22 protein-coding genes are annotated in these 20611 nt (G+C 41.2%); 15 read left to right on the forward strand and 7 right to left on the reverse strand.

Annotated features, from left to right (window positions below; genetic code table 11):
* The first annotated feature begins 13 nt into the window (after positions 1–13).
* The 3 genes from rlmD (DFR63_RS08190) (at position 14) to DFR63_RS08200 (ending at position 3585) form a co-directional block, all read left to right on the forward strand.
* On the forward strand, positions 14–1366 hold the full coding sequence (gene rlmD, locus DFR63_RS08190) for a 23S rRNA (uracil(1939)-C(5))-methyltransferase RlmD (protein ID WP_115885460.1): 1353 nt from the start codon (positions 14–16) through the stop codon (positions 1364–1366).
* Between the two features lie 40 nt (positions 1367–1406).
* Positions 1407–2234 carry an exodeoxyribonuclease III gene (locus DFR63_RS08195; protein ID WP_115885461.1) on the forward strand — a complete coding sequence of 276 codons (828 nt, stop codon included), beginning with the start codon at positions 1407–1409 and terminating at the stop codon, positions 2232–2234.
* A gap of 133 nt (positions 2235–2367) precedes the next feature.
* Positions 2368–3585, forward strand: a complete 1218-nt coding sequence (locus DFR63_RS08200; RefSeq protein ID WP_115885462.1) for a DUF819 family protein — start codon at positions 2368–2370, stop codon at positions 3583–3585.
* Between the two features lie 170 nt (positions 3586–3755).
* On the opposite strand, the gene DFR63_RS08205 is transcribed toward DFR63_RS08200, so the two are convergent.
* Complete coding sequence (locus DFR63_RS08205; protein WP_115885463.1) at positions 3756–4715, reverse strand: threonine ammonia-lyase; 960 nt, start codon at positions 4713–4715, stop codon at positions 3756–3758.
* Positions 4716–5026: 311 nt separating this feature from the next.
* On the opposite strand from DFR63_RS08205, the gene DFR63_RS08210 reads away from it, so the two are divergent.
* Together DFR63_RS08210 and DFR63_RS08215 are read left to right on the forward strand one after the other, a co-directional pair.
* Positions 5027–6043 carry a DUF4097 family beta strand repeat-containing protein gene (locus DFR63_RS08210; RefSeq protein ID WP_115885464.1) on the forward strand — a complete coding sequence of 339 codons (1017 nt, stop codon included), beginning with the start codon at positions 5027–5029 and terminating at the stop codon, positions 6041–6043.
* Positions 6044–6057: 14 nt separating this feature from the next.
* Positions 6058–6357 (forward strand): TIGR04104 family putative zinc finger protein, encoded by a 300-nt coding sequence (locus DFR63_RS08215; protein ID WP_162842322.1) that lies wholly within the window; start codon positions 6058–6060, stop codon positions 6355–6357.
* Positions 6358–6632: 275 nt separating this feature from the next.
* Here the strand turns inward: DFR63_RS08215 and DFR63_RS12005 are convergent, their stop codons facing one another.
* From DFR63_RS12005 to DFR63_RS08225, 3 genes are read right to left on the reverse strand one after another with little or no spacing between them, the layout of a single operon-like run.
* Positions 6633–6764: a P-loop NTPase family protein gene (locus DFR63_RS12005; RefSeq protein WP_281271286.1), complete on the reverse strand. Its 132-nt coding sequence runs from the start codon at positions 6762–6764 to the stop codon at positions 6633–6635.
* A 27-nt stretch (positions 6765–6791) separates the two neighbouring features.
* Positions 6792–7385 (reverse strand): DUF2812 domain-containing protein, encoded by a 594-nt coding sequence (locus tag DFR63_RS08220; RefSeq protein WP_162842323.1) that lies wholly within the window; start codon positions 7383–7385, stop codon positions 6792–6794.
* Entirely contained in the window at positions 7378–7695 is a 318-nt protein-coding gene (locus tag DFR63_RS08225; protein ID WP_115885467.1) for a PadR family transcriptional regulator, read from the reverse strand. Before DFR63_RS08225 ends, DFR63_RS08220 begins: the two co-directional genes overlap by 8 nt.
* Positions 7696–7893: 198 nt before the next feature.
* On the opposite strand from DFR63_RS08225, the gene DFR63_RS08230 reads away from it, so the two are divergent.
* Positions 7894–9114, forward strand: a complete 1221-nt coding sequence (locus DFR63_RS08230; RefSeq protein WP_115885468.1) for an iron-containing alcohol dehydrogenase — start codon at positions 7894–7896, stop codon at positions 9112–9114.
* A 13-nt stretch (positions 9115–9127) separates the two neighbouring features.
* Here the strand turns inward: DFR63_RS08230 and DFR63_RS08235 are convergent, their stop codons facing one another.
* Positions 9128–9334 carry a hypothetical protein gene (locus DFR63_RS08235; protein ID WP_115885469.1) on the reverse strand — a complete coding sequence of 69 codons (207 nt, stop codon included), beginning with the start codon at positions 9332–9334 and terminating at the stop codon, positions 9128–9130.
* 206 nt (positions 9335–9540) lie between these two features.
* On the opposite strand from DFR63_RS08235, the gene DFR63_RS08240 reads away from it, so the two are divergent.
* The 3 genes from DFR63_RS08240 (at position 9541) to rlmD (DFR63_RS08250) (ending at position 13160) form a co-directional block, all read left to right on the forward strand.
* On the forward strand, positions 9541–10491 hold the full coding sequence (locus DFR63_RS08240) for an ABC transporter substrate-binding protein (protein WP_115885470.1): 951 nt from the start codon (positions 9541–9543) through the stop codon (positions 10489–10491).
* A 14-nt stretch (positions 10492–10505) separates the two neighbouring features.
* Positions 10506–11534, forward strand: a complete 1029-nt coding sequence (locus DFR63_RS08245; protein ID WP_115885471.1) for an NAD(P)/FAD-dependent oxidoreductase — start codon at positions 10506–10508, stop codon at positions 11532–11534.
* A gap of 231 nt (positions 11535–11765) precedes the next feature.
* Complete coding sequence (gene rlmD / locus DFR63_RS08250) at positions 11766–13160, forward strand: 23S rRNA (uracil(1939)-C(5))-methyltransferase RlmD (RefSeq protein ID WP_245954165.1); 1395 nt, start codon at positions 11766–11768, stop codon at positions 13158–13160.
* A gap of 55 nt (positions 13161–13215) precedes the next feature.
* Here rlmD (DFR63_RS08250) and DFR63_RS08255 read toward each other — a convergent pair whose 3' ends face one another.
* Positions 13216–14223, reverse strand: coding sequence for an NADP-dependent oxidoreductase (locus DFR63_RS08255; protein WP_115885473.1), 1008 nt, complete (start codon positions 14221–14223; stop codon positions 13216–13218).
* A 191-nt stretch (positions 14224–14414) separates the two neighbouring features.
* Positions 14415–15602, reverse strand: coding sequence for an NADH-dependent flavin oxidoreductase (locus DFR63_RS08260; protein WP_115885474.1), 1188 nt, complete (start codon positions 15600–15602; stop codon positions 14415–14417).
* A 192-nt stretch (positions 15603–15794) separates the two neighbouring features.
* Between DFR63_RS08260 and DFR63_RS08265 the strand changes: the two genes are divergently transcribed.
* From DFR63_RS08265 to lplA, 6 genes are all read left to right on the forward strand, one after another.
* Positions 15795–16217 (forward strand): hypothetical protein, encoded by a 423-nt coding sequence (locus DFR63_RS08265; RefSeq protein ID WP_115885475.1) that lies wholly within the window; start codon positions 15795–15797, stop codon positions 16215–16217.
* Between the two features lie 182 nt (positions 16218–16399).
* A complete protein-coding gene (locus DFR63_RS08270) occupies positions 16400–17446 on the forward strand; it encodes an LLM class flavin-dependent oxidoreductase (protein ID WP_211313788.1) in 1047 nt (348 codons plus the stop codon).
* On the forward strand, positions 17430–17762 hold the full coding sequence (locus tag DFR63_RS08275) for a glycine cleavage system H family protein (RefSeq protein WP_115885476.1): 333 nt from the start codon (positions 17430–17432) through the stop codon (positions 17760–17762). Before DFR63_RS08270 ends, DFR63_RS08275 begins: the two co-directional genes overlap by 17 nt.
* An 89-nt stretch (positions 17763–17851) precedes the next feature.
* Positions 17852–18619: a protein-ADP-ribose hydrolase gene (locus DFR63_RS08280; protein WP_115885512.1), complete on the forward strand. Its 768-nt coding sequence runs from the start codon at positions 17852–17854 to the stop codon at positions 18617–18619.
* Positions 18620–18635: 16 nt separating this feature from the next.
* The gene (locus DFR63_RS08285) at positions 18636–19502 is read left to right on the forward strand and encodes an SIR2 family NAD-dependent protein deacylase (protein ID WP_115885477.1); all 867 of its coding nucleotides are present in this window, start codon (positions 18636–18638) and stop codon (positions 19500–19502) included.
* 18 nt (positions 19503–19520) lie between these two features.
* Complete coding sequence (gene lplA / locus DFR63_RS08290; RefSeq protein ID WP_115885478.1) at positions 19521–20543, forward strand: lipoate--protein ligase; 1023 nt, start codon at positions 19521–19523, stop codon at positions 20541–20543.
* Positions 20544–20611 lie beyond the last annotated feature (68 nt).

Raw genomic sequence — 20611 nt, forward strand, 5'->3', positions numbered from 1 at the left:
AAGAGGTTTTAACATGAAGGCAGTAACTAAAAATAATAATTATAAAGCAGTCGTAGAGGACTATACCCATGAAGGCATGGGGATAGTTAAAGTTGATGGCTATCCGGTATTTCTGCCGGATGTTTTAAAAGGTGAATCAGTAGAATTTAAAGCGGTCAAGGTAAACAGCAAGTACGCTTTCGGCAAAGTTTTAAACATTCTTGAAACCTCACCGAACCGTCAGACACCACCCTGTGAATATTACTTCCGGTGCGGCGGCTGCCAGATACAGGTCATGAATAATGCCGAACAGGCATCATTTAAGCGTCAGGTCGTTGCCCAGAATATTAATCAGCAGGCAAGACTGAACCTTCATATTAACGATACGGTAACGGGGGATCCTTTATACTACCGCAATAAATCACAGATTCCCGTTCAGAAAATTGACGGCCGGCTGGTAATGGGCTTCTATAAACCGCGGTCACACGATATCGTTGATATTGAACACTGCTATATTCAAAAGCATATTCATAATGACATTATGCTGTTTATAAAAGATAAACTGATTGAAGAGAATACATCGATTTACGAAGAGAAATCACATCAGGGACTGCTGCGTCATATCGTAATCCGTTCAAACAGCGATGACAGCGAAGTGCAGGTAGTCTTTATTACGAACGGCAAGAGAAACGAATTTTTATCGATTGTGAAAGCATTAAAAGCAACATTTCCGAATGTGAAAAGTATTGTGCAGAATATTAACGATGAAAAAACAAACGTGATATTCGGCCAGCGTTCAATCGTTCTGCTTGGTCATGATTACATTACAGATACGCTGCTTGGAAAATCATTTAAAATACGCGATCGTTCATTTTATCAGGTCAACCATGAACAGACTGAAAAGCTTTACCAGCTTGGTCTTGATATGGCCGACCTAAGCGGAGATGAAACGATTATTGATACGTATTCAGGTATCGGTTCAATCGGTCTCGCTGCATCGGACCGTGTCAGCAAAATTATCGGAATTGAGGTTGTTGAAAGTGCAGTTGAAGATGCTAAAGAAAATGCGAAACTGAACGGCATCGATAATGCGGACTACTATTTAGGGAAAGCAGAAGAAGTAATGCCGAGACTCGTTAAAGAGGGCGTCAGCGCTGATGTTGTCTTCGTCGACCCGCCGAGAAAAGGATGTCATACAGAGTTCCTTGATGTACTGATAGAAGTTGCACCGAAGAAGATTGTATACATCTCATGTAATCCGAGCACACTGCAGAGAGACATGAAGTACCTGGAGAGACAAGGTTTTAAAGCATCAGAAGTCACACCGGTTGATCTGTTCCCGCAGACAAAACATATTGAAGCGGTTACTGTGCTTGAAAAACAATAAGATATATAAGATCGGACGTAATCTATTAGGAGGAAGTATTTTGAAGTTTATCTCATGGAATATCGACTCGTTAAACGCTGCCTTAACCAGTGACTCGGCAAGAGCGTCGTTATCACGGAATGTATTAAAGTCACTTCAGGAACGTAATCCTGATGTCATTGCGATTCAGGAAACTAAATTATCGGCGGCAGGACCAACAAAAAAACATGCTGAAATTTTAAAAGAAGTATTTCCGGATTATGAAGTTATTTGGCGGAGCTCGGTAGAACCTGCGCGTAAAGGTTATGCTGGAACGATGTTTTTGTATAAATCAGAGTTGAACCCTGAAGTATCGTATCCTGAAATCGGGGCGCCGGAGCCAATGGATGCAGAAGGGCGCATGATGACACTGGAATTCGATGAATTTTATATTACCCAGGTGTATACTCCGAATGCGGGCAGCGCCTTGAAACGACTTAATGAACGTCAGGTATGGGATCAAAAATATGCAGATTATTTAGAAGCACTGGATAAAAACAAACTGGTATTTGCAACTGGTGATTTCAACGTTGCTCACAGGGAAATTGATTTGGCAAATCCAAAAGGCAACCGCCGTTCTGCAGGTTTTACGGATGAAGAACGTCAGGGATTCACCAATCTTTTAAACAGAGGATTTACAGATACTTTCCGGCATATCCACGGTGATGTGACAGGTATTTACTCATGGTGGGCTCAGCGTGCAAAAACGAGCAAAATCAATAACTCAGGCTGGAGAATTGATTATTGGCTGGTAAGTAACCGTATCGCCGAAAAAGTCACTAAATCAGTAATGATTGATTCTGGCACGAGACAGGATCATACTCCTGTACTGCTTGAAGTAGAAATATAAGCTGTAAAACTGTGCATCTGCTTTTAAAGAAGCTGATGTACAGTTTTTTTCTTAGTTATTATATCTATAATTATCTGTTAATTAAAATTAACCTGGAGTAAAATAAGATTAACTAATACAAGGGGGAGATATCATGGAGGAAGTAACAAGTCTGATACATCCTGAGAATTACTGGGTGCTGTGGGCTATTTTGATAGGCTGGGCTGCTGTTGCGATTGTACTTGAGCAAAAGTACAGCTGGGCGTCGAAATTATCAGGAGCAATCATTGCACTAATCGGGGCGATGCTGTTAAGTAACCTCGGTGTTATACCGCTGGAATCACCGGTTTACGATACAGTATGGTCATACGTTGTACCGCTTGCTATACCGCTTCTGCTGTTTCAATCCAATATCGTGAAAGTGTGGCAGGAAAGTAAGCGTGTGCTTATAATATTTTTAATCAGCACGATAGGAACAGTGGCAGGGACAATTACTGCATTCTTCTTATTTAAAGACATAATACCTCAGGTAAACCTTATTGCGGCGATGCTTAGCGGTTCTTACACAGGGGGAGGCGTAAACTTTGCAGCTATGGCGACACGCTTCGATGTCGCAGAGGGGACTGTGTCATCTACTGTTGTGGCGGATAATTTATTGATGGCTTTATATTTTCTGGTGCTCATTTCCATACCTGCAATGAACTTTTTCAAGAATAAATTTTCTACTCCGCATATAGATGAGCTTGAGAAGAATAGCGACAGCGGGAATCAGGCGGCGAGTTACTGGGAACGTAAAGAGATATCTCTAACCGATATCGCGTCTGCTATCGGGACAGCATTTGTAATTGTTGCCGTGTCCTTCAGTCTTGCTGAATTCTTCTCAAATATAATTCCTGAAAACAGCAATATTTTCTTAAGTATTTTACGAGGTATCATCGGTGATGATTATTTAATGCTGACGACTTTAACCTTGTTTCTTGTTGCAATATTTCCAAAATACTTTGAGAAAATCAGCGGTTCACAGGAGTTCGGCACATTTTTAATATATATTTTCTTTGTGGTCATCGGGATTCCTGCATCTATTCCGTTAATACTGCAAAATGCACCGTTAATACTGGTGTTCGCTGCAATTATTGTATTTGTGAATATGCTGATTTCATTTGGTTTCGGACGGCTGTTTAAATTTAATCTGGAAGAGATTATACTCGCATCAAATGCGAATATCGGGGGACCGACAACAGCAGCGGCAATGGCTATCTCACGCGGCTGGACGAAACTCGTCGGACCGATACTGATTATCGGGACACTGGGTTATATTATCGGCAACTATATAGGAACGACACTTGGATTGTGGTTTACATCATTAATGTAAGAAACTTTAAAGAATCTCTTCGGAGATTCTTTTTTTTACGGATGAATTTTCATATTATTGTATGGCCGCTGCTTATATACAGCAGTTTGAAAGGGAGAGAGGACTGAAAAGATAAGTAAAACAGCCGAAAAATCTATTATTTTAGATTCCCCGGCTGTTATATATAAAATTTAATATTCTGTATCTCTAATATAAGTGAGCTGATCAAAACCAAGGTTTCCGCCTGTAATAACAAAGCAGATTTTATCTTCAGGTTTTACTTCAATCTCTTTGTTAAGAACGCCGCCAATCCCGATGGAAGAAGAGATTTCCGCAAGTATTTTTGCTTCCATCAGCAGCAATTTCTGTCCTTTTTTCATTGCTTCTTCACTGACTGTATAGAATGTATCCACGTATTTTTGCACGATAGGGAAGTTCTTCTCACCTGGAATAATACTGACCAGGCCGTCTGCGATTGTGCCTTTATTCTCCACCTGTGTAATCTCATTATTTTCTAAACTTGCAGCGAACTTAGGCAGATTGGCAGGTTCGACGCCGTGTACTTTAACATGATCAGCCGATTCTTTGACAGCTGTTGCGATGCCGCCGACTAAACCGCCGCCGCTTGCAGGAACGAATATGTGATCTGCATCCGGGAGCTGTTCTAAAATCTCAAGACCGACTGTGCCCTGGCCCGCCATTACACGGTAGTCATTAAAAGGAGGGATCAGCGTATAGCCGTGTTCTTCTACCAATTTTTCCTGTAATTTAAAGCGTTCTTCCACAGTTGTCGGAATAATTTCAGCACCATATTCTTTAATTTTTTCAAGTTTGAATGGCGGAGCAGTATCAGGAACAGCGATTGTCGCCTTAATGCCTAATAATTTTGAAGCGTAAGAAACCGCATGGCCATGGTTTCCTGAAGATGAGGTAACTACACCGCGTTCCAGTTCTTCATCTGTCAGCTGAAGTATTGTATTCATCACACCGCGAAGTTTAAAAGCGTTTGTACGCTGCATATTCTCTAATTTTACATACACTTCACAGCCGAGTGTTTCTTCAAGATTACGAAGTCTGAGAAGCGGGGTTTTAATAACATAAGGCGCAATACGTTCACGCGCTGCTTTGATATCTGATAATGATAAAGTCATATGTGCATCTCCCTTTGTATGATTATCTTAATAATAACTCTATTAGAAGAAAATATAAATATATGATGTTTGGTAATATTATCTGACTCCACTTATAATGATACTAATAGATAAAGTTTAGGAGTATTTATATGTATGTGGATCGTAAGCCGTCAATGGATTTAGAAGAGTTAAAAGAATAATAGAGTAGATGACGCTTCTCAAGGAATGTGTATTTGAAATATCGAATGTTGAGAACAAGATGAAGGACATGCATAATGATATTAAAGATTAATAACCGATACGGTAAATTTGAAAAGCAGGGGAATTAAATGTCGCTAAACGAGTTTATAACAGAACTGGAAACAGAACTTGATGTATTGCCGGATAATCGGCGTGAGGAGCTTGTAAAAGATTTTGAAATGCAGATACAAAAAGCGATAGAGCTCGGGGATACTGAAGAATATCTTTTAAAAATATTAGGAGAACCCAAAAAAGTAGCTGAGAAATTTATCGCAGAAGAAATTGCTGAAGAAGAAGCAGAACCTGAGCAGGAGACTCGAAAAACCGGTTTGCAGCCTGTCACAGGAAGTTTTGCCTCAGACTTGAAAAACTTCAGCATCAATCAGCTGACAATCAGCGGAGAGAGCACCGATATCAAAATTGAAAAAGGAAAGAAGCTCAGTATTAAATTTTTAAGCTATACCCGTAAGGGGAAACTGGAATATGAAACTGACAATAATCAGCTGACAATATATCATACAGGCTCAGCAGGCGAAGTGAAATTTAATACAATTATTGATTTTATGAAAAAAAGAAAACAGCTGAAAAAAGATGAATTAATAATTACCTGGCCAGAGAATCTCGATATACTGACAGTGAATAATCAGATCGGCAAAGTAACTGTCAATGATATCGAAGCAGAGGAATTTAAAATAAAAACAAAGGAAGGCGCAGTAGAAGCTGCAGGTCTGACGGGGAACTACGGAGAATTTCAGTCGGAGATGGGCGCCTTGAAAATAGAATCGAGTGACTTCAGCAATCTGTACATGAATACAGAAATGGGTAAATTGACCGTTGCAGGAGTAAAATCGGAAAGGTACGATTTACTTACGGAACTCGGAAAAATAGCGCTGAATAATCTGACGCCGGACAGCGATTTGAAAGCGCTCAGCAAGATGGGATCAGTCAGTGTAAATTACCGCAAGAAACCGAAATATACAAAAATAGTGGCACGGGCAAATGTCGGCAAAGTAAAAGATGCATTGGCAGATAAAAAAATAGAAAAGCAGCTGTACAGGGCGGAATATATGAGTGAAATGGGATCTGTTAAAATAACATTATCTTAAAAGGGGAGATTAATTTGGCACGCTGTACGAAATGTCAGACGGAATGGACGTTTAAAGATAAGGCTGGAGTATTTAAAGGCCTGTCAGGTTCTGTAAAGTGTCCTTACTGCGGGGCAGAACAATTTCTTAGTTTAAAAGCGCAAAAACAGACAGGCCTCGTAAACATGATTATTCCTGTAACCATGCTGCTGCCGCTTCCTTTCGGTCTACCTTTACCGCTTCATATAACATTGATTGTGCTTGGAATAATTGCAGTAGTTATATTGAATATCACACTGGTCAAATTAAGCGGAAAAAAAGAATATATAATCTGAAAAGACTGGATATGTAACGAGCTGTTATCAATATAAGCGGCTGATATATTTATGAAATTACCAAAACCAGCACAGATATACGAAAAAGATCCGGCGAATTTAAATTCGACGGATCTTTTTATATTAATAGTCTCTTTTTTGAATTTTTATCAATCCGATTACTGCAATCAGTATAATCCCGGCCGCTGAAGATACATAGTGTGCGGACAACCAATAATGAGAACCGGTGACTTCCGGAAGGAAGTAGAGGGGCAGGTATTCTCTAATAAACGTATTCATCCATACTGTAAACTGTTATCAGCACCATTTTTACCGATTAAACCTGTGATGTTGGAGTCCAGAGTAAAGTTAATATTATCGAGCACAGTATTGCTATAGTATTTCTTGGAAGTGTTGCTTAACTTCATTTAGACATCCTGCTTGATACTAAATTGTTAATTTTCCTGTTCAAGTTCTTTTTTGGCTTTGTCCATTCTGTAATAAGCAATGAAAAGTATAATCACCGTTACCGGGAAGAGTACTGCCGGAAGAATTCTCATCAGAGCGAAGGGCAGTTCAAACAGAAATGCTCGCCAAAATTCCATGTCTTCTAAATCCCATAAACCGGGAGTTAAAAATATCATTCCGGGGCTGTCCGGCAGAAAAAGCATCGAGTAGAATAAAAAGAGAATTGCCAGTCCGCCTGTCATTTTCATATACCTTTTATAATAATTAATTTTTGACTCGCGATCCGAAAACAATTCATCATTGCCGTCCGATTTTTTTGACCAGACTTGTGTCATCGAGCCGAAACGTCCACCTCTAATATGTTTCCAGCCGAATTCTTCATGAATACTGAGGTATTCTTCGTATTTCGGTATGCTCATCATCTCCTGATAATCTACTCGGGTAATATAATCTTCAGAAGTTTCTTCGAACTTATAAATGAAATCCATTGAAATATCTGTTAAACGATAACCTTTATTTTGCATTTCGTTAATCCACTGTTCTACCTTCAACGGGTCAAGAAAAAATTTGTATTTATTCATTTGAACCATCTCCATTTTCATAAAGGGAAATAAATTTCTTTAAACGCATATTTTCCGTTGCGAGTATTTCTTCACCTAGTTCTGTAACCTGATAAACTTTCCTGCGTTCTCCAGGATTAGAAATCAGTTCTATATAGTGATGTTTTTTCAGATTATCCAGGGCCCCGTAAAGCGTGCCCGCAGCAATATTAACTTCTCCGTCCGACATTTCATTTACGAGCTGCATAATCGCGTAGCCGTGCAGCGGCTTTCTTAAGGCCAGCATTATCAGATGCATTGTTTCTGACAAAGGTAAAAGCTTCGGTCTCATATTATTCACCTCTAACTATATCGCCTAACTGTATAGTTCAACTATATAGTCTGACTGTATAAAAGTCAACTGTATATTATTTATGAAAATCAGCTGATAATTTAATCTTTTTATCATTTTACTCTCACTTAAATTTAGGAAAAGATATATAGAATATATGCAACGGATTATTTTGAACGTGTGGAAGGAAAGATATCTATGTTATTTAAAATGTACAGCCGGGCATATCAATGGATAATGAAAAATACTGCACCTTTATTGAACTGGCAGCCGCCGGCAGTAATCAACTGCGTAGGATGTATAGAAAAACTGGCACCTAAATTAACTGAAGAAACTATAAAAAAAGTACTGATTGTAACTGATGAAGGCATTGTTAAAGCAGGTCTGCTCGATAAAATGCTCGACAGTTTGAGCGAAGAAAATATTATTTATTTTATCTATAAAGGTACAAAAGCGAACCCGACCACGAAAAATATAGAAGAAGCGGTAAAGGTGTTTAACGAGCAGAATTGTGAAGCTGTAATCGGATTTGGAGGAGGTTCGGCAATTGACTGCGCCAAAGGCACCGGTATCGCTGCAGCTAAAAATACGACGTATTTTAAACGATTTAAAGGCGTCTTAAAAGTGAGAAGTAAACTGCCTTATCTCGTTGCTGTTCCGACAACGGCGGGCACCGGCAGTGAAGCAACCATCGCCGCAGTGATTACCGACAGTGAAACCAGGGAGAAATATGCAATTATAGATACAAAACTGATGCCGGATGCGGCGGTATTAGACCCAGAGCTGCTCCTCGGACTGCCGCAGGATATGACGGCCTATTCAGGCATGGATGCTTTAGCACATGCTGTCGAAGCTTATCTTAACCGGAGCAACACGAAGCAGACGAAAATGCTGAGCGAAGAAGCAGTTGAGCTGATCTATGACAACTTATACCCGTCGTATAAAAATGGTCAGGATATTCAGTTGCGGACGAATATGCAGCGGGCTTCTTATTTTGCAGGCAAGGCATTTACCCGGGCTTATGTGGGAAATATTCATGCCATGGCGCATGCCTTAGGTGCTGAGTATAATGTCCAGCACGGCCGGACTGTAGCTGTGATTCTCCCGTACATATTAGAAGAGTACGGCGTAGCGGTTCACGGCAAGCTCGCACACCTTGCTGATATTGCAAAAGTGACTGGGACAGAGGACAGTGACGCGGTTAAAGCAGAGAAATTTATAGCGAGTATTAAAGATTTAAATGAGAAAATGAATATCGGGACATCTTTCCCGGAATTGAAAACCGAAGATTTAAAGAAATTGTCTGCAGCAGCGTATAAAGAAGCAAATCCTCTCTACCCTGTACCGGTCATGTTCAGTAAAGCTGATTTTAGTAAAATGTATAAAAAATTAATGACTGCAGAATCAAAAGAAGGATAGTTCCTCGAGGGAGCTATCCTTCTTTTTCACGGGGCGGCGTGTGTATCGATGCTTCAATTGCAGCGCCGCCGCTGATTCCGAGTGCGATTCCGGCAGCAATCCAAAAAGCAGTGTATCCGAAAATTAAACCTGTAATAATTCCGAGGATAATACCGATTGCGGCGCCTATAGCCATGAACCGGTTAACGGAATTAAAATCGCGATGTCTGTATGCAGTCATACTATCATCCCCTTAACGGCAAAAATTTCTCTTTTTATTTATATACCACGATAGTGAAAAACGAAACGATAAGTGAATATTACTACAGAATCGTAATGTATATTTTTTATTAAGAACAGTTGACTTTGTGTGTCATAAAGCATAAAATTTTATTGATAATGATTATCAGTGTCAATATCTTATAAAAATTCGAACGGAGAAAATAGATGAAAAAATTAGCGGTTTTAATGCTCGGAATATCAATTTTTGCTGCAGGCTGTTCAAATGATGAAAGTAATACAAGTGAGCAGGCATCTGAAGAGAGTGCATCTGAAGAGCAGGTACTTACAGACGATGCAGAAAATGAAGTGGCAATTCCTGAAAATCCGGAACGTATTATAGGAACGTATCTTGAAGATGATCTACTTACACTGGAAGAAACACCGGCGGCTCAGTGGACAATCGGTGAAGACAGCGTTCAGGAATACCTGCAGGCTGAAGGTCTTGAAGGACTGCCTTTAATGCCTTTCGATTTGCCGTTTGAAACAGTTGTCCAGGAAGAACCGGACTTAATACTGCTCAGTTCAGCGGACCTCGCAGAAGGTGAGAAATACGAAAGCTACTCTAAAATTGCGCCGACATTCATCGTTGAAAGCGGCAATTACGATGATTGGAGAGACCGTCTGACACGTGTTTCTGAAGTGTTCGGCAAAGAAGATTTAGCAGCAGAGAAAGTGGCTGAATACAATACACTCAGTGAGGAAACAGCAGCTGATCTGGAAAGCGAAATCGGCGGTGAAACTGCAGTCGCAATCTGGTGGACTGGTGATTCTTACTTTATCTCAAATAAAGATAAGTCGAGCGGTGAAGTATTATATAACGATTTAGGTTTAAGTGCACCTGCCCTGGTAGAAGAACTTTCAGAGGGTAATGAAACGCCGTGGATTGAAGCATCTCTTGAAAGCCTGGCTGAAATGGAAGCTGATCATATTTTCTTTATCGGCAATAGTGAAGGAGACAGTGAAACAGCATTTTCAGATGATGTATTTAAAAATATTCCGGCTGTAGAAAACGGAAATGTTTATGAATATACTCGGGAAGACAGCTGGCTGTACAGCGGCTATATTGCAAACAGTTTAATCGTTCAGGACGTCGAGGAAGCATTAGGTTCTAACTAAGGAGTGTATTTTTAATGATGGACAATATATATGATGTCACAGTAATCGGCGGCGGACCTGCTGGCCTGTTCAGTGCATTTTATGCGGGCCTTCGTGAAATGAAGACTAAAATAATTGACGGGCAGGATAAACTCGGCGGCAAGGTGCATCTTTATCCTCAAAAAATGATTTGGGATATCGGCGGAACTGAGCCGCTGGCAGCTGGGAAATTGATAGAGAAATCGATTGCGCAAGGGTTAACGTTTGAACCTGAAGTGGTATTGAATACGATAGTGACTAATATTCACAAAGGTAATGATGAGTACTTTACGGTTGAGACGTCTGAAGGAGATAAGCATTACTCCAAAAGTGTGATTATTACAATCGGCGGCGGAGGCATGATTAAGCCTGTCAAACTTAATCTTGAGAATGCCCATCTGTTTGAGAATAAAAATCTTCACTACGCAGTACCTGATATTAAACGGTTTACCGATAAAAAAATACTCATTACCGGCGGCAGCTATTCAGCAGTAGACTGGGCAAATGATCTGTCGCCGATAGCGCGTGAAATTCATATTATCTACCGGGGCGATGATTTGACAGCACATGAGGCGGATGTCAGCCGGCTGCAGAAAAATGGTGTGAAAGTCATGACAAAGTCTGAAGTCACTGGAATCAGCGGCGGTGATTTGATGGAATATGTCGAGATTACTAATAATCACACTGGTGAAACTACCAGCGATGCCTATGATGAGCTGATTGTGAATCACGGCTACGATCAGGAAAATCTCCTGTTCAGAGAAAATAATCTTGGTCTTAATCTTGAAAATGACTTTTTTGTTAAAGCAGAACCGACGGGGCTGACTAATGTCGAGGGAATCTTTGCTGCCGGAGACTGCATCAGATACACAGGCAAAGTAAACTTGATTGCGGGAGCTTATGCAGATGCTGTCAATGCTGTTAACAATGCGAAAACTTACATCGATCCTAAAGCTGATCAGTTTGCGATGGTGTCGTCTCACAACCAGCGTTTTAAAAATAAAAACAAAAAAATAATGTATTAAAGTTTAGTCGGCTTGAGAATCTGTATTTTGAGATTTTCAGGCCGTTTTTGCCTCGGGGGTTGGTATGATCAGGTCTCGTGTGTACCCGCGAGTGCTGGGGTTGGGATGACAGACGCTCATATGTACCCTAGCCAGCGGTTTAGACTTTTATCAATTTTGCTTGCAACAATTCGTGTCTATAAGTAAAATTATATAAATGAAGAGATGTGTGAGGAGATAAAAGTGGCTAAAATTAACAATGAACATATTGAAACATTTACAATAACTATAGATGATTTGGATAAAAAGGGGTCTGGCCGGGGATATGCCCTGCGTGATCACGGCGGCCATAAACCCCGTAAGCTGAACCTTGCTGTGCCGCAGACACTGAGAGGGGAAACGGTCACAGTTGATGTGCCAAATCCGACCCGAAAACGCGCGAATGTACTGCCAAAAGAAATAGTCACAGCGCACCCTGACCGGGTGACACCCCCGTGTCCGCATTTCGAATTGTGCGGCGGCTGCGTATGGCAGCACTGGAGCTACGAAGCTCAGCTGAAAGAGAAAACCGACTTAGTTAAGCGGGAACTGGAGAAGAACAATTTTGACGATTCTGTGGTGAAAGCTGCGATAGGCATGGAAGAGCATCCGTTTGAATACCGCAATAAAATGGAGTTTACATTCGGTAAAAATGGTGAACTCGGCATGCATGAACTCGGCAACTTCCGTAAAATTATAGACCTTAATACATGTTTAATTGCTAACAATGAAATGGTTGATGCAATGCTTGTTGTGTCTAAATGGGCGAGTAATCACGAGCTTCCAGGGTATGATAAAGAAGACCACAGCGGTCTGCTCCGACACTTAATGGTCAGACGCTCTCAGGAAACTGAAGAAATGATGCTGGCAGTATTTGCAACTGATAAGCCGGATGGTGTCTTAAAACCTTTAATCGATGAACTCGTTGAAGAACTGACTGCAAAATTTAATAATCTTAAAAGTTTAATGTGGATGGTCAATACAGACATTGCGGACCGTACACAATCAGAAGATACGCATTTACTTTTTGGCAGGGATTATATCCATGACGTGATGTACGGATATAAATACCGCACCTGGTTCGATACCTTCTTCCAGACGAATCCGACTCAGGCGGAAAAACTGGTTGAACTGGCACTTGAAATGGCAGATGCGAAAGACCATGAACGTATGATTGATCTGTTCTGCGGTGTTGGAACATTCTCCCTGCCGTTTGCTAAAAGAGTAAAAGAACTTGCAGGTATTGAGATTGTTGAATCATCTATTGAATCGGCGAAACGCAATGCTGCAGATAACGGTATTGATAATACTTACTTCCTTGCGAAAGATGCACGCCGGGGCATGGATGAAATACTCGAAACCTGGGGGATTCCTGACCTTCTGATGCTGGATCCGCCGCGTTCGGGCGCAGGCGGCAAAGTAATGCGCCGTATTGCGAGGCTTGGAACAGACAGAGTAGTCTATGTTTCATGCAACCCGGAAACATTTGCAGAAGATATTACATGGCTGAGAGACTTCGGCTATGAATTAAAAAATGTGCAGCCGGTGGACTTATTCCCGCACACGGTACATGTTGAAGTAGTGAGTCTATTGGTTAAAAACAGTTAAAGATAAATAAGCCGTTTGAAGATTGATAAAAATCTTCAAACGGCTTTTTAATATATTAATCTAATGAATCCGATACTTTAACAATCTGTTTACCGAAGTTACCTCCGGTAAAGAGGTTTCTGAACGCTTCCGGAATTTTATCGAATCCTTCGGCAATCGATACTTCGGATTTGATTTTACCTTCCTGAACCCACTGGGCAAGCTGCTTGCTCGCTTCTTCAGCTTCATCTTCGAATTGGGCGACGAGAAAACCCTGCATTAGTGCCTGAGATTTAATGAGCTGCTGCTGGACGCGGGGACCGTTATCTTCTTTACTGTTATAAGAAGAAATCGCTCCGCAGACAGGAATTCGTGCAAACCGGTTCAAGTGTTTAAACACTTCGTCTGAAACAGTGCCGCCGACGTTTTCAAAATATACATCAACACCGTCAGGCACTGCAGCTGCAAATTGTTCTTTAAAGTCATCTGCTTTATAATCGACACCGGCATCAAAACTTAATTCTTCAGTAAGGTAAGTGACCTTTTCCCGGCCTCCGGCTATGCCGACAACTTTTGCACCTTTAATTTTAGCAATCTGGCCGACGACAGAACCGACCGCCCCGGAAGCAGCAGAGACAACGACAGTTTCACCTGCCTGAGGTTTACCGATATTTAATAAGCCGCCATAAGCTGTGTGACCGGTCATACCAAGTGTGCTTAAATATAAATGAAGCGGAACTTCCGTTGACGCTACTTTACTTACACTGTCAGCTGATACCGTATTAAATTTTTTCCATGACAGATGACCTGTCACGACATCATTTTCCTTGAAAGCCTCAGCATTCGACTCCACAACTCTGCCGAGCACGTGACCGTTCAATGGTTCATCTATATCAAAAGGTTTCGCATAGGATTTTGTGTCATTCATGCGGCCGCGCATATAAGGGTCAACTGAAATATAAACACTTTCAATCAAAAGTTCATTGTCTCCGGGCGTGTTAATATCAATATCTTCGAATCTGAAAATATCGTCACCAGGCATTCCTTCCGGACGTTTTACTAAAACTATCTGTTCATTTTTCAAAATAATCCTCCTCAGAATATTGTTTAAGAACATACTTATGTATTATACCCAAAAAAGGGTGGGTTAAATTACTGTATACAGAATTTTATTTAAGAGGATAAAAACCCATGGACTTTGTGGAAGGAATAGAGTTCGCGAAACCATCTGCATAGATTTTGTCAAATCAACAACGTCTCCCAAGCAAACAACTGCTAGTCTTCATCTGCCAGCCTGCGCAGTTCATCCCGCGTTTCTTTTGGCAGTCCTTGACCGTAATCCATCATGCGGACGATATCTTTAAATGCTGCTTTCGGTATTTTCAAATCATCCAAGTCATCAATAGTAAATTGCAGATTTATTTCATCTTCACGGCCGTCGCGCAGTTTCGTGACAAAATCCGGTTCTGTAATGAAGGGGCTGGAGGCGCCGACCATGTCTGCATATTCCAATGCTTCCAGTGCTTTGTCCGGTGAATTTACACCGCCTGTTGCCATCATCGGAATTTCTCCTTTTACATGTTCGTAAACGACTTTATTAACAGGTTCACCCTGGTGCGGGCCGGCTGCACGGACTTCATTCTGATAAATGTTGCGTCCCCAGCTTGCGATAGCGAGGTAATGGATATCAGTAATTTCCCGGGCCCAATCGACGAATTGTAAAAATTCATCTACGCTGTAGCCGACGTCATCGCCGCGGGTTTCCTCAGGTGTGCCTCTGAAACCGAAGATAAAATCTGCAGGCGCATGTTCTTTAATTACGTCACTGACTGCTTTAATCACTTCGAGGCCGAAACGGGAACGGTTTTCGAGTGAAGCTGCGCCGTACTCGTCCTCACGTTCATTCGAAAATTTAGAGAAAAATGTCTGGATTAACAGACGCTGGGCTGCTGATACTTCCACACCGTCAAATCCGGCATCGATTGCCCGTCTTGCAGCATCTGCATACTGCTGAATAACTGTATCGATTTTACGTTTTGTCATCGGCAGCACCTGGTGTTTAATCGGAGTGTTTAATTCCATAAAGCTCGGGCCGTAAACCACTCCAAGATCGAGTATAGCCTGATTGGAAAACCGCCCGGCGTGGGTTAACTGCAGAATCGCTTTAGCACCATCTTTTTTCATCGCTGCAGCGAGTTTTTTCAACCCCGGCACTGTCCGGTCATCTGCTACGCTGAAGCCGTATTCAAACAGCTGGCCGTAAGGTTCGATATAAGCAGCTCCTGTTACTTGAATCGGTGCTGATGCTGCTCTTCGTGCATGATATAGCTCATCTTCAGTGGTAACATAGCCGTCGACAGTCGATGAGTTTGTAATCATCGGCGAGAGGACGAAACGGTTTGACAGTTCAACCCCGTTCGGTAAAAGTAAAGGTTTAAATAAAGGCGAGTATTTTTTATTCATCATGCTGCTCCTTAATATGTACGTTCTTTTCTTATTACTTTCAAAGTAGCAAGGTATAAAATTAATGTCAATCAGCTGGTTTGAAAATCGCATCAGTATCATTCTGATATTGAATATGAGCAGCCGTGCTGAGTCCGTTCAGTTACTATGATACAATCATGTCAGTATAAAAAATAGTGTGAGGGTATATAAATGAACCAATTACTGGATGTCTCCGATATTGAAAATATAAAAATTACCGGCGTGTCTTTTGCCGATGATATTGTTGGCCTCGGTGAGAAAAGAATCACAATTGATGTGAAACATTTTAACCGTCTGGAACTAAAAGAAAATGAGGCTGAATTAGTTATTAACCGTAAATCCCTGGCCGATTACCAGGATGAGCGGAATAAAATTCTTCTTGAGCGCGAGAATTTTGCAGAATTCGACCATATGAACAGTATGCTTGCTATGCTGGAGCATGATTTTTTCAGCATTGACCGCATCAAATTATTCTATCGGAACGCTGATAACCTTTCCGGAGAATACGTCATCGATACTTCAGATGAAAACCTGGTCGCTATGAAGAGTGAAGTGCATAATGGAGAGCTGATTTTAAAAGTGCACTCTAAATGATGGATAAAAAGGATGAAACGGTTTTATTAGCTGTTCCATCCTTTTTACTTAGGAAAACGCTGAATACATAATGGTTTAACAGTCACGGATGTTGAGCATTACAATTACATTGACGATAAAATTTAACACCGATATAATAAATATAATTTGGAATACAAATGTGTCTTAAAGGATTTGTTCAAATGATTAAATTTAGCGTATTAGATTATGCTGTAATAGATGAAGGGCAAACGCCGGAAACTGCACTGAAAGAAACTGTTAAGCTGGCCCAAGCTGCCGAGAATTTAGGCTTTCAACGGTTCTGGATGGCGGAACATCACGATGTGAATGCATTTGCGAGCAGCAGCCCTGAGCTTTTAATGATGCACATACTCGGCCAGACATCATCTATCCGGCTCGGTTCCGGAGGGGTAATGATTCCGCATTACAGTCCTCTGAAAGTTGCTGAGAATTTCAGGGTAATGGAGAGTTTATATCCAGGCAGAGTAGACCTTGGTGTTGGAAACACGCTTGGGACCCCTGCCGTTAACAAATCGATGAACGAAATGCGTCCGCGGAAGCAGCGTTACGAAGAAAACATCAGTGATATAAAGAAATACGTTACGAATACCGATGATGAGAGTCACCGTTTTAATGAGGTTGCTGCAAATCCAAAAGGAGAAACGAATCCGGAAATGTGGGTGCTCAGCACGAGTGTCCGCACGGCGGAACTTGCTGCCCGCCAGGGTATTGGGTATACGTTCGGCCTGTTTCCTCATGCTTCAAAAGATAAAACTGAGGTCGGTAAAGAAGCAGCGCGTGTATACAGGGAACATTTCGTGCCGTCTCCGGTCATGGAGAAGCCGAATGTTATGATCTCACCTTTTGTAGTCATTGCAGAGACAAATGAACAAGCGTCTAGATTCGCAAAGGCTTTAGATCTATGGCTTCTCGGCAAAATGAATTTCAGTGAATTTGAACGTTTTCCATCGGTTGAAACTGCAGAGAAATACACTTATACTGTAGAAGAACTGAAAAAGCTGTCGGCAAACCGCTCGCGTATGGTAGTGGGAGATGGAAAGAGTGTAAAGCAGCAGCTGGAGACACTTGCAGAAACATTCGGCGCCGACGAACTTCTGCTGATTCCGCTGATGCCGGGTGCTGAAAACAGACAGCGTGCACTGGAATTAATATCATCAGAATTCAATTTAAAAAATAGAAAGAAGGATAACAATGAAAAAGGTTGCTAACTATTTATGGGTTGAAAAAAACGGCGAGGAGTACACGCTTATCATGACTCCGGAACTCCAGGACGATATCGGTACTGTAGGATTTGTAGAATTTACAAAAGCTGAAGAGGTAGCTAAAAACGATTCGCTGCTTGAGCTTGAAGCATCTAAAACAGTTCTTGACCTGGCATCACCGCTTGCTGGTAAAATTGTTGCAGTTAATGAGAAGGCAACAGACGAGCCTACACTGTTAAACTCGGCTAAAGCAGATGAAAGCTGGGTTGTTAAACTTACCGGTGTTGACGAAGCTGAATTTAATGCGCTTGCTGATGCTTAAATAAAAGCGGAATATATATTTTAAGGCTTGCATTCATATGTGTTTACATAGGGTGTAAGTCTTTTTTTAGAATTGGGTGAAATTATATGATGACTCAGACAGACAGACTCCATTTTTTAATATCTTATATGCAGCAGGAAAAAAATATTGAACAGTCGGTGCCGGACAGTTTTAACGAACGTTTTGAAGTATTCCGGGGACTTGCCAACGAACGTCCCGCAGTTAAAATCAGCAGGGAATTTCTCGATGTGCAGGATGCATTTTTATCAGAATATAATGCTGGGAATGTGACGGAATTTGAATCGCTGAAACCCGTGAAAAAGCAGCTTTACATATGGCAGGGAGACATTACGGCGCTGAGGATTGAAGCAATCGTCAATGCAGCCAATACTGAAATGCTCGGCTGCCTGATTCCTAATCATAACTGCATCGATAATATTATTCATACGAAGGCAGGGGCGGAATTGCGTCTTGAATGTGCGGAACTAATAAAAAAACAGGGCAGAAAAGAAGCGGTAGGCAGGGCGAAAATCACGTCCGCTTATAACCTGCCTGCTGACTATGTTATTCATACAGTAGGGCCGGTAGTTCAGGGCGAGAGAGTATCTCAGATGAAACAGGACCTGCTTGCTAAATGCTATAAAAGCTGTCTTGAACTTGCAGGGCAAAACGAAATCAAAGCAATTGTCTTCTGCAGTATATCTACAGGAGTCTTCGGTTATCCGAAAGAAAAAGCTGCAGAAACTGCAGTAAATACTGTGCAAGAATATTTAGAGGAGACCGGGTCTGAAATCAGGGTTGTATTTAACGTATTTAGTAAGGAAGATTTAAAAATCTATGAGGATCTTTTGACTTGAGAGAGGTTGTATTTGGATGGACGCTTGGATGACACTGAAAGAGAAAAAATCAGAAAGTGAACTGCTCGCCGGACTAATCGGTGAAGCTGATGCGGTAGTCGTCGGTATCGGTGCCGGAATGTCAGCAGCTGACGGTTTTACATATGTCGGGGAGCGCTTTAAAAATAATTTCCCGGATTTTATCGAAAAATATAACTGGTTCGATATGCTGCAGGCAAGTCTGTATAAATTTCCGACCTGGGAAGAGTACTGGGCATTTCAAAGCCGTTTTATTGTATTAAATTATTTAGATCAGCCGAGAGGCGAAGCTTATACTGCGCTCAAGGAAATGATTGAGAAAAAACCTTATCACGTTATTACGACGAATGCCGATAATGCTTTTTATGCTGCCGGCTATAACATGGACAAAGTATTATATTATCAGGGAGAATATGCCTTAATGCAATGTTCGCGTTTCTGTCATGATAAAACCTACCGGGATGATGACCTGATACGGAGAATGGCTGAAGAGCAGCAGGATATGAAAATACCGTCAGAACTTGTTCCGCACTGTCCAAAGTGCAGTGCACCGCTTGAGAAGAATAAGCGCACCGCAGAAAAAGGGATGGTGGAAGATGCGAAATTTATTGCAGAGCGGGATGCTTATAATGCATTTTTAAAAGACCATCAAAAAGGCAAAGTGATGTATCTTGAAATAGGTGTCGGTCATACGACGCCCCAATTTATAAAACATCCGTTCTGGCGTCAGACGCGTCAAAATGAAGATGCACTGTTCGTGACAATGAATCAGAAGACTTACAGAATTCTGGAAGCTATTAAATCACAGGCAGTTTTTTTAACAGACGATATTCAAAAGACGATTTTAAATGCCTGTAAAAATTAAGAGGTAAGGGTGACTATAATGTATTTAATCGAACCATTCCGCAATGGAGAATATATTACAGACGGTGCATACGCACTTGCGATGCAGGTTTATGTTCAAAACAATATCTTTTTGGACGAGGGAATTATATTCCCTTACTACTGTGCCCCGAAAGTAGAAATCGGACGCTTCCAGAATGCTGCATCTGAAGTGAATCAGGATTACCTGGAAGAAAAAGATATTCTTCTCGTCAGAAGAGATACCGGCGGCGGCGCAATTTTAGTAGATGACGGTGCAGTTAACGTTTGTTTCTTAGTGCCGGAAGATACAGGTGTTTACGGAAATTACAAAAAGATGTATGAACCTGTAATAAAAGCTTTGAATAATCTCGGTGTAAAAAATGTAGAACAGAGCGGCAGAAATGATCTTGTTATAGACGGCAAAAAAGTATCCGGCGGAGCGATGACAATGTCAAACGGCCGGGTGTACGGCGGATTTTCACTCCTGCTCGACATTAACGTTGAAGCAATGGTTGCTGTACTGAACCCTAACCGCAAGAAAATCGAGTCTAAAGGAATCAAATCGGTACAGAGCAGAGTGACAACTCTGCGTGAACATTTGGCGCCTGAATACAAAAATGTGACGACAGATGAATTTAAAGATTTAATTATTAAAGAATTCCTGTCAATCGATGATGTCAAAGATGCAAAACGTTATAAACTTACTGCTGAAGACTGGCATCAAATCGATAAACTTGTTGAAGAAAAGTATAAAAACTGGGACTGGAATTACGGTAAATCACCGCGTTATTCGTATAACAGAGACAGCCGTTTATCGGCAGGAACAGTAGACATTTCTCTCGAAATTGAGGGAGGCAGAATTGCTCAATGCTCAATTTTCGGCGACTTTTTCGGACAGGGTGACATTGCAGATGTCGAAGAAGCTCTGAAAGGAACAAGGGTGGTCAGAGAAGAGCTGAATGAAAAACTGAACTCACTTGATCTAAATCATTATTTCGGCAAATTGGAAGCATCGGAACTGACGGATTTAATTTTAAGTTAAAGTAAGAATAAATTGTACTGATTCAGGGTATCTTCATTTGTGATGATACTCTTTTCATTATGAGTTAT

Source organism: Jeotgalicoccus halotolerans (assembly GCF_003387165.1).
Taxonomy (GTDB): domain Bacteria; phylum Bacillota; class Bacilli; order Staphylococcales; family Salinicoccaceae; genus Jeotgalicoccus; species Jeotgalicoccus halotolerans.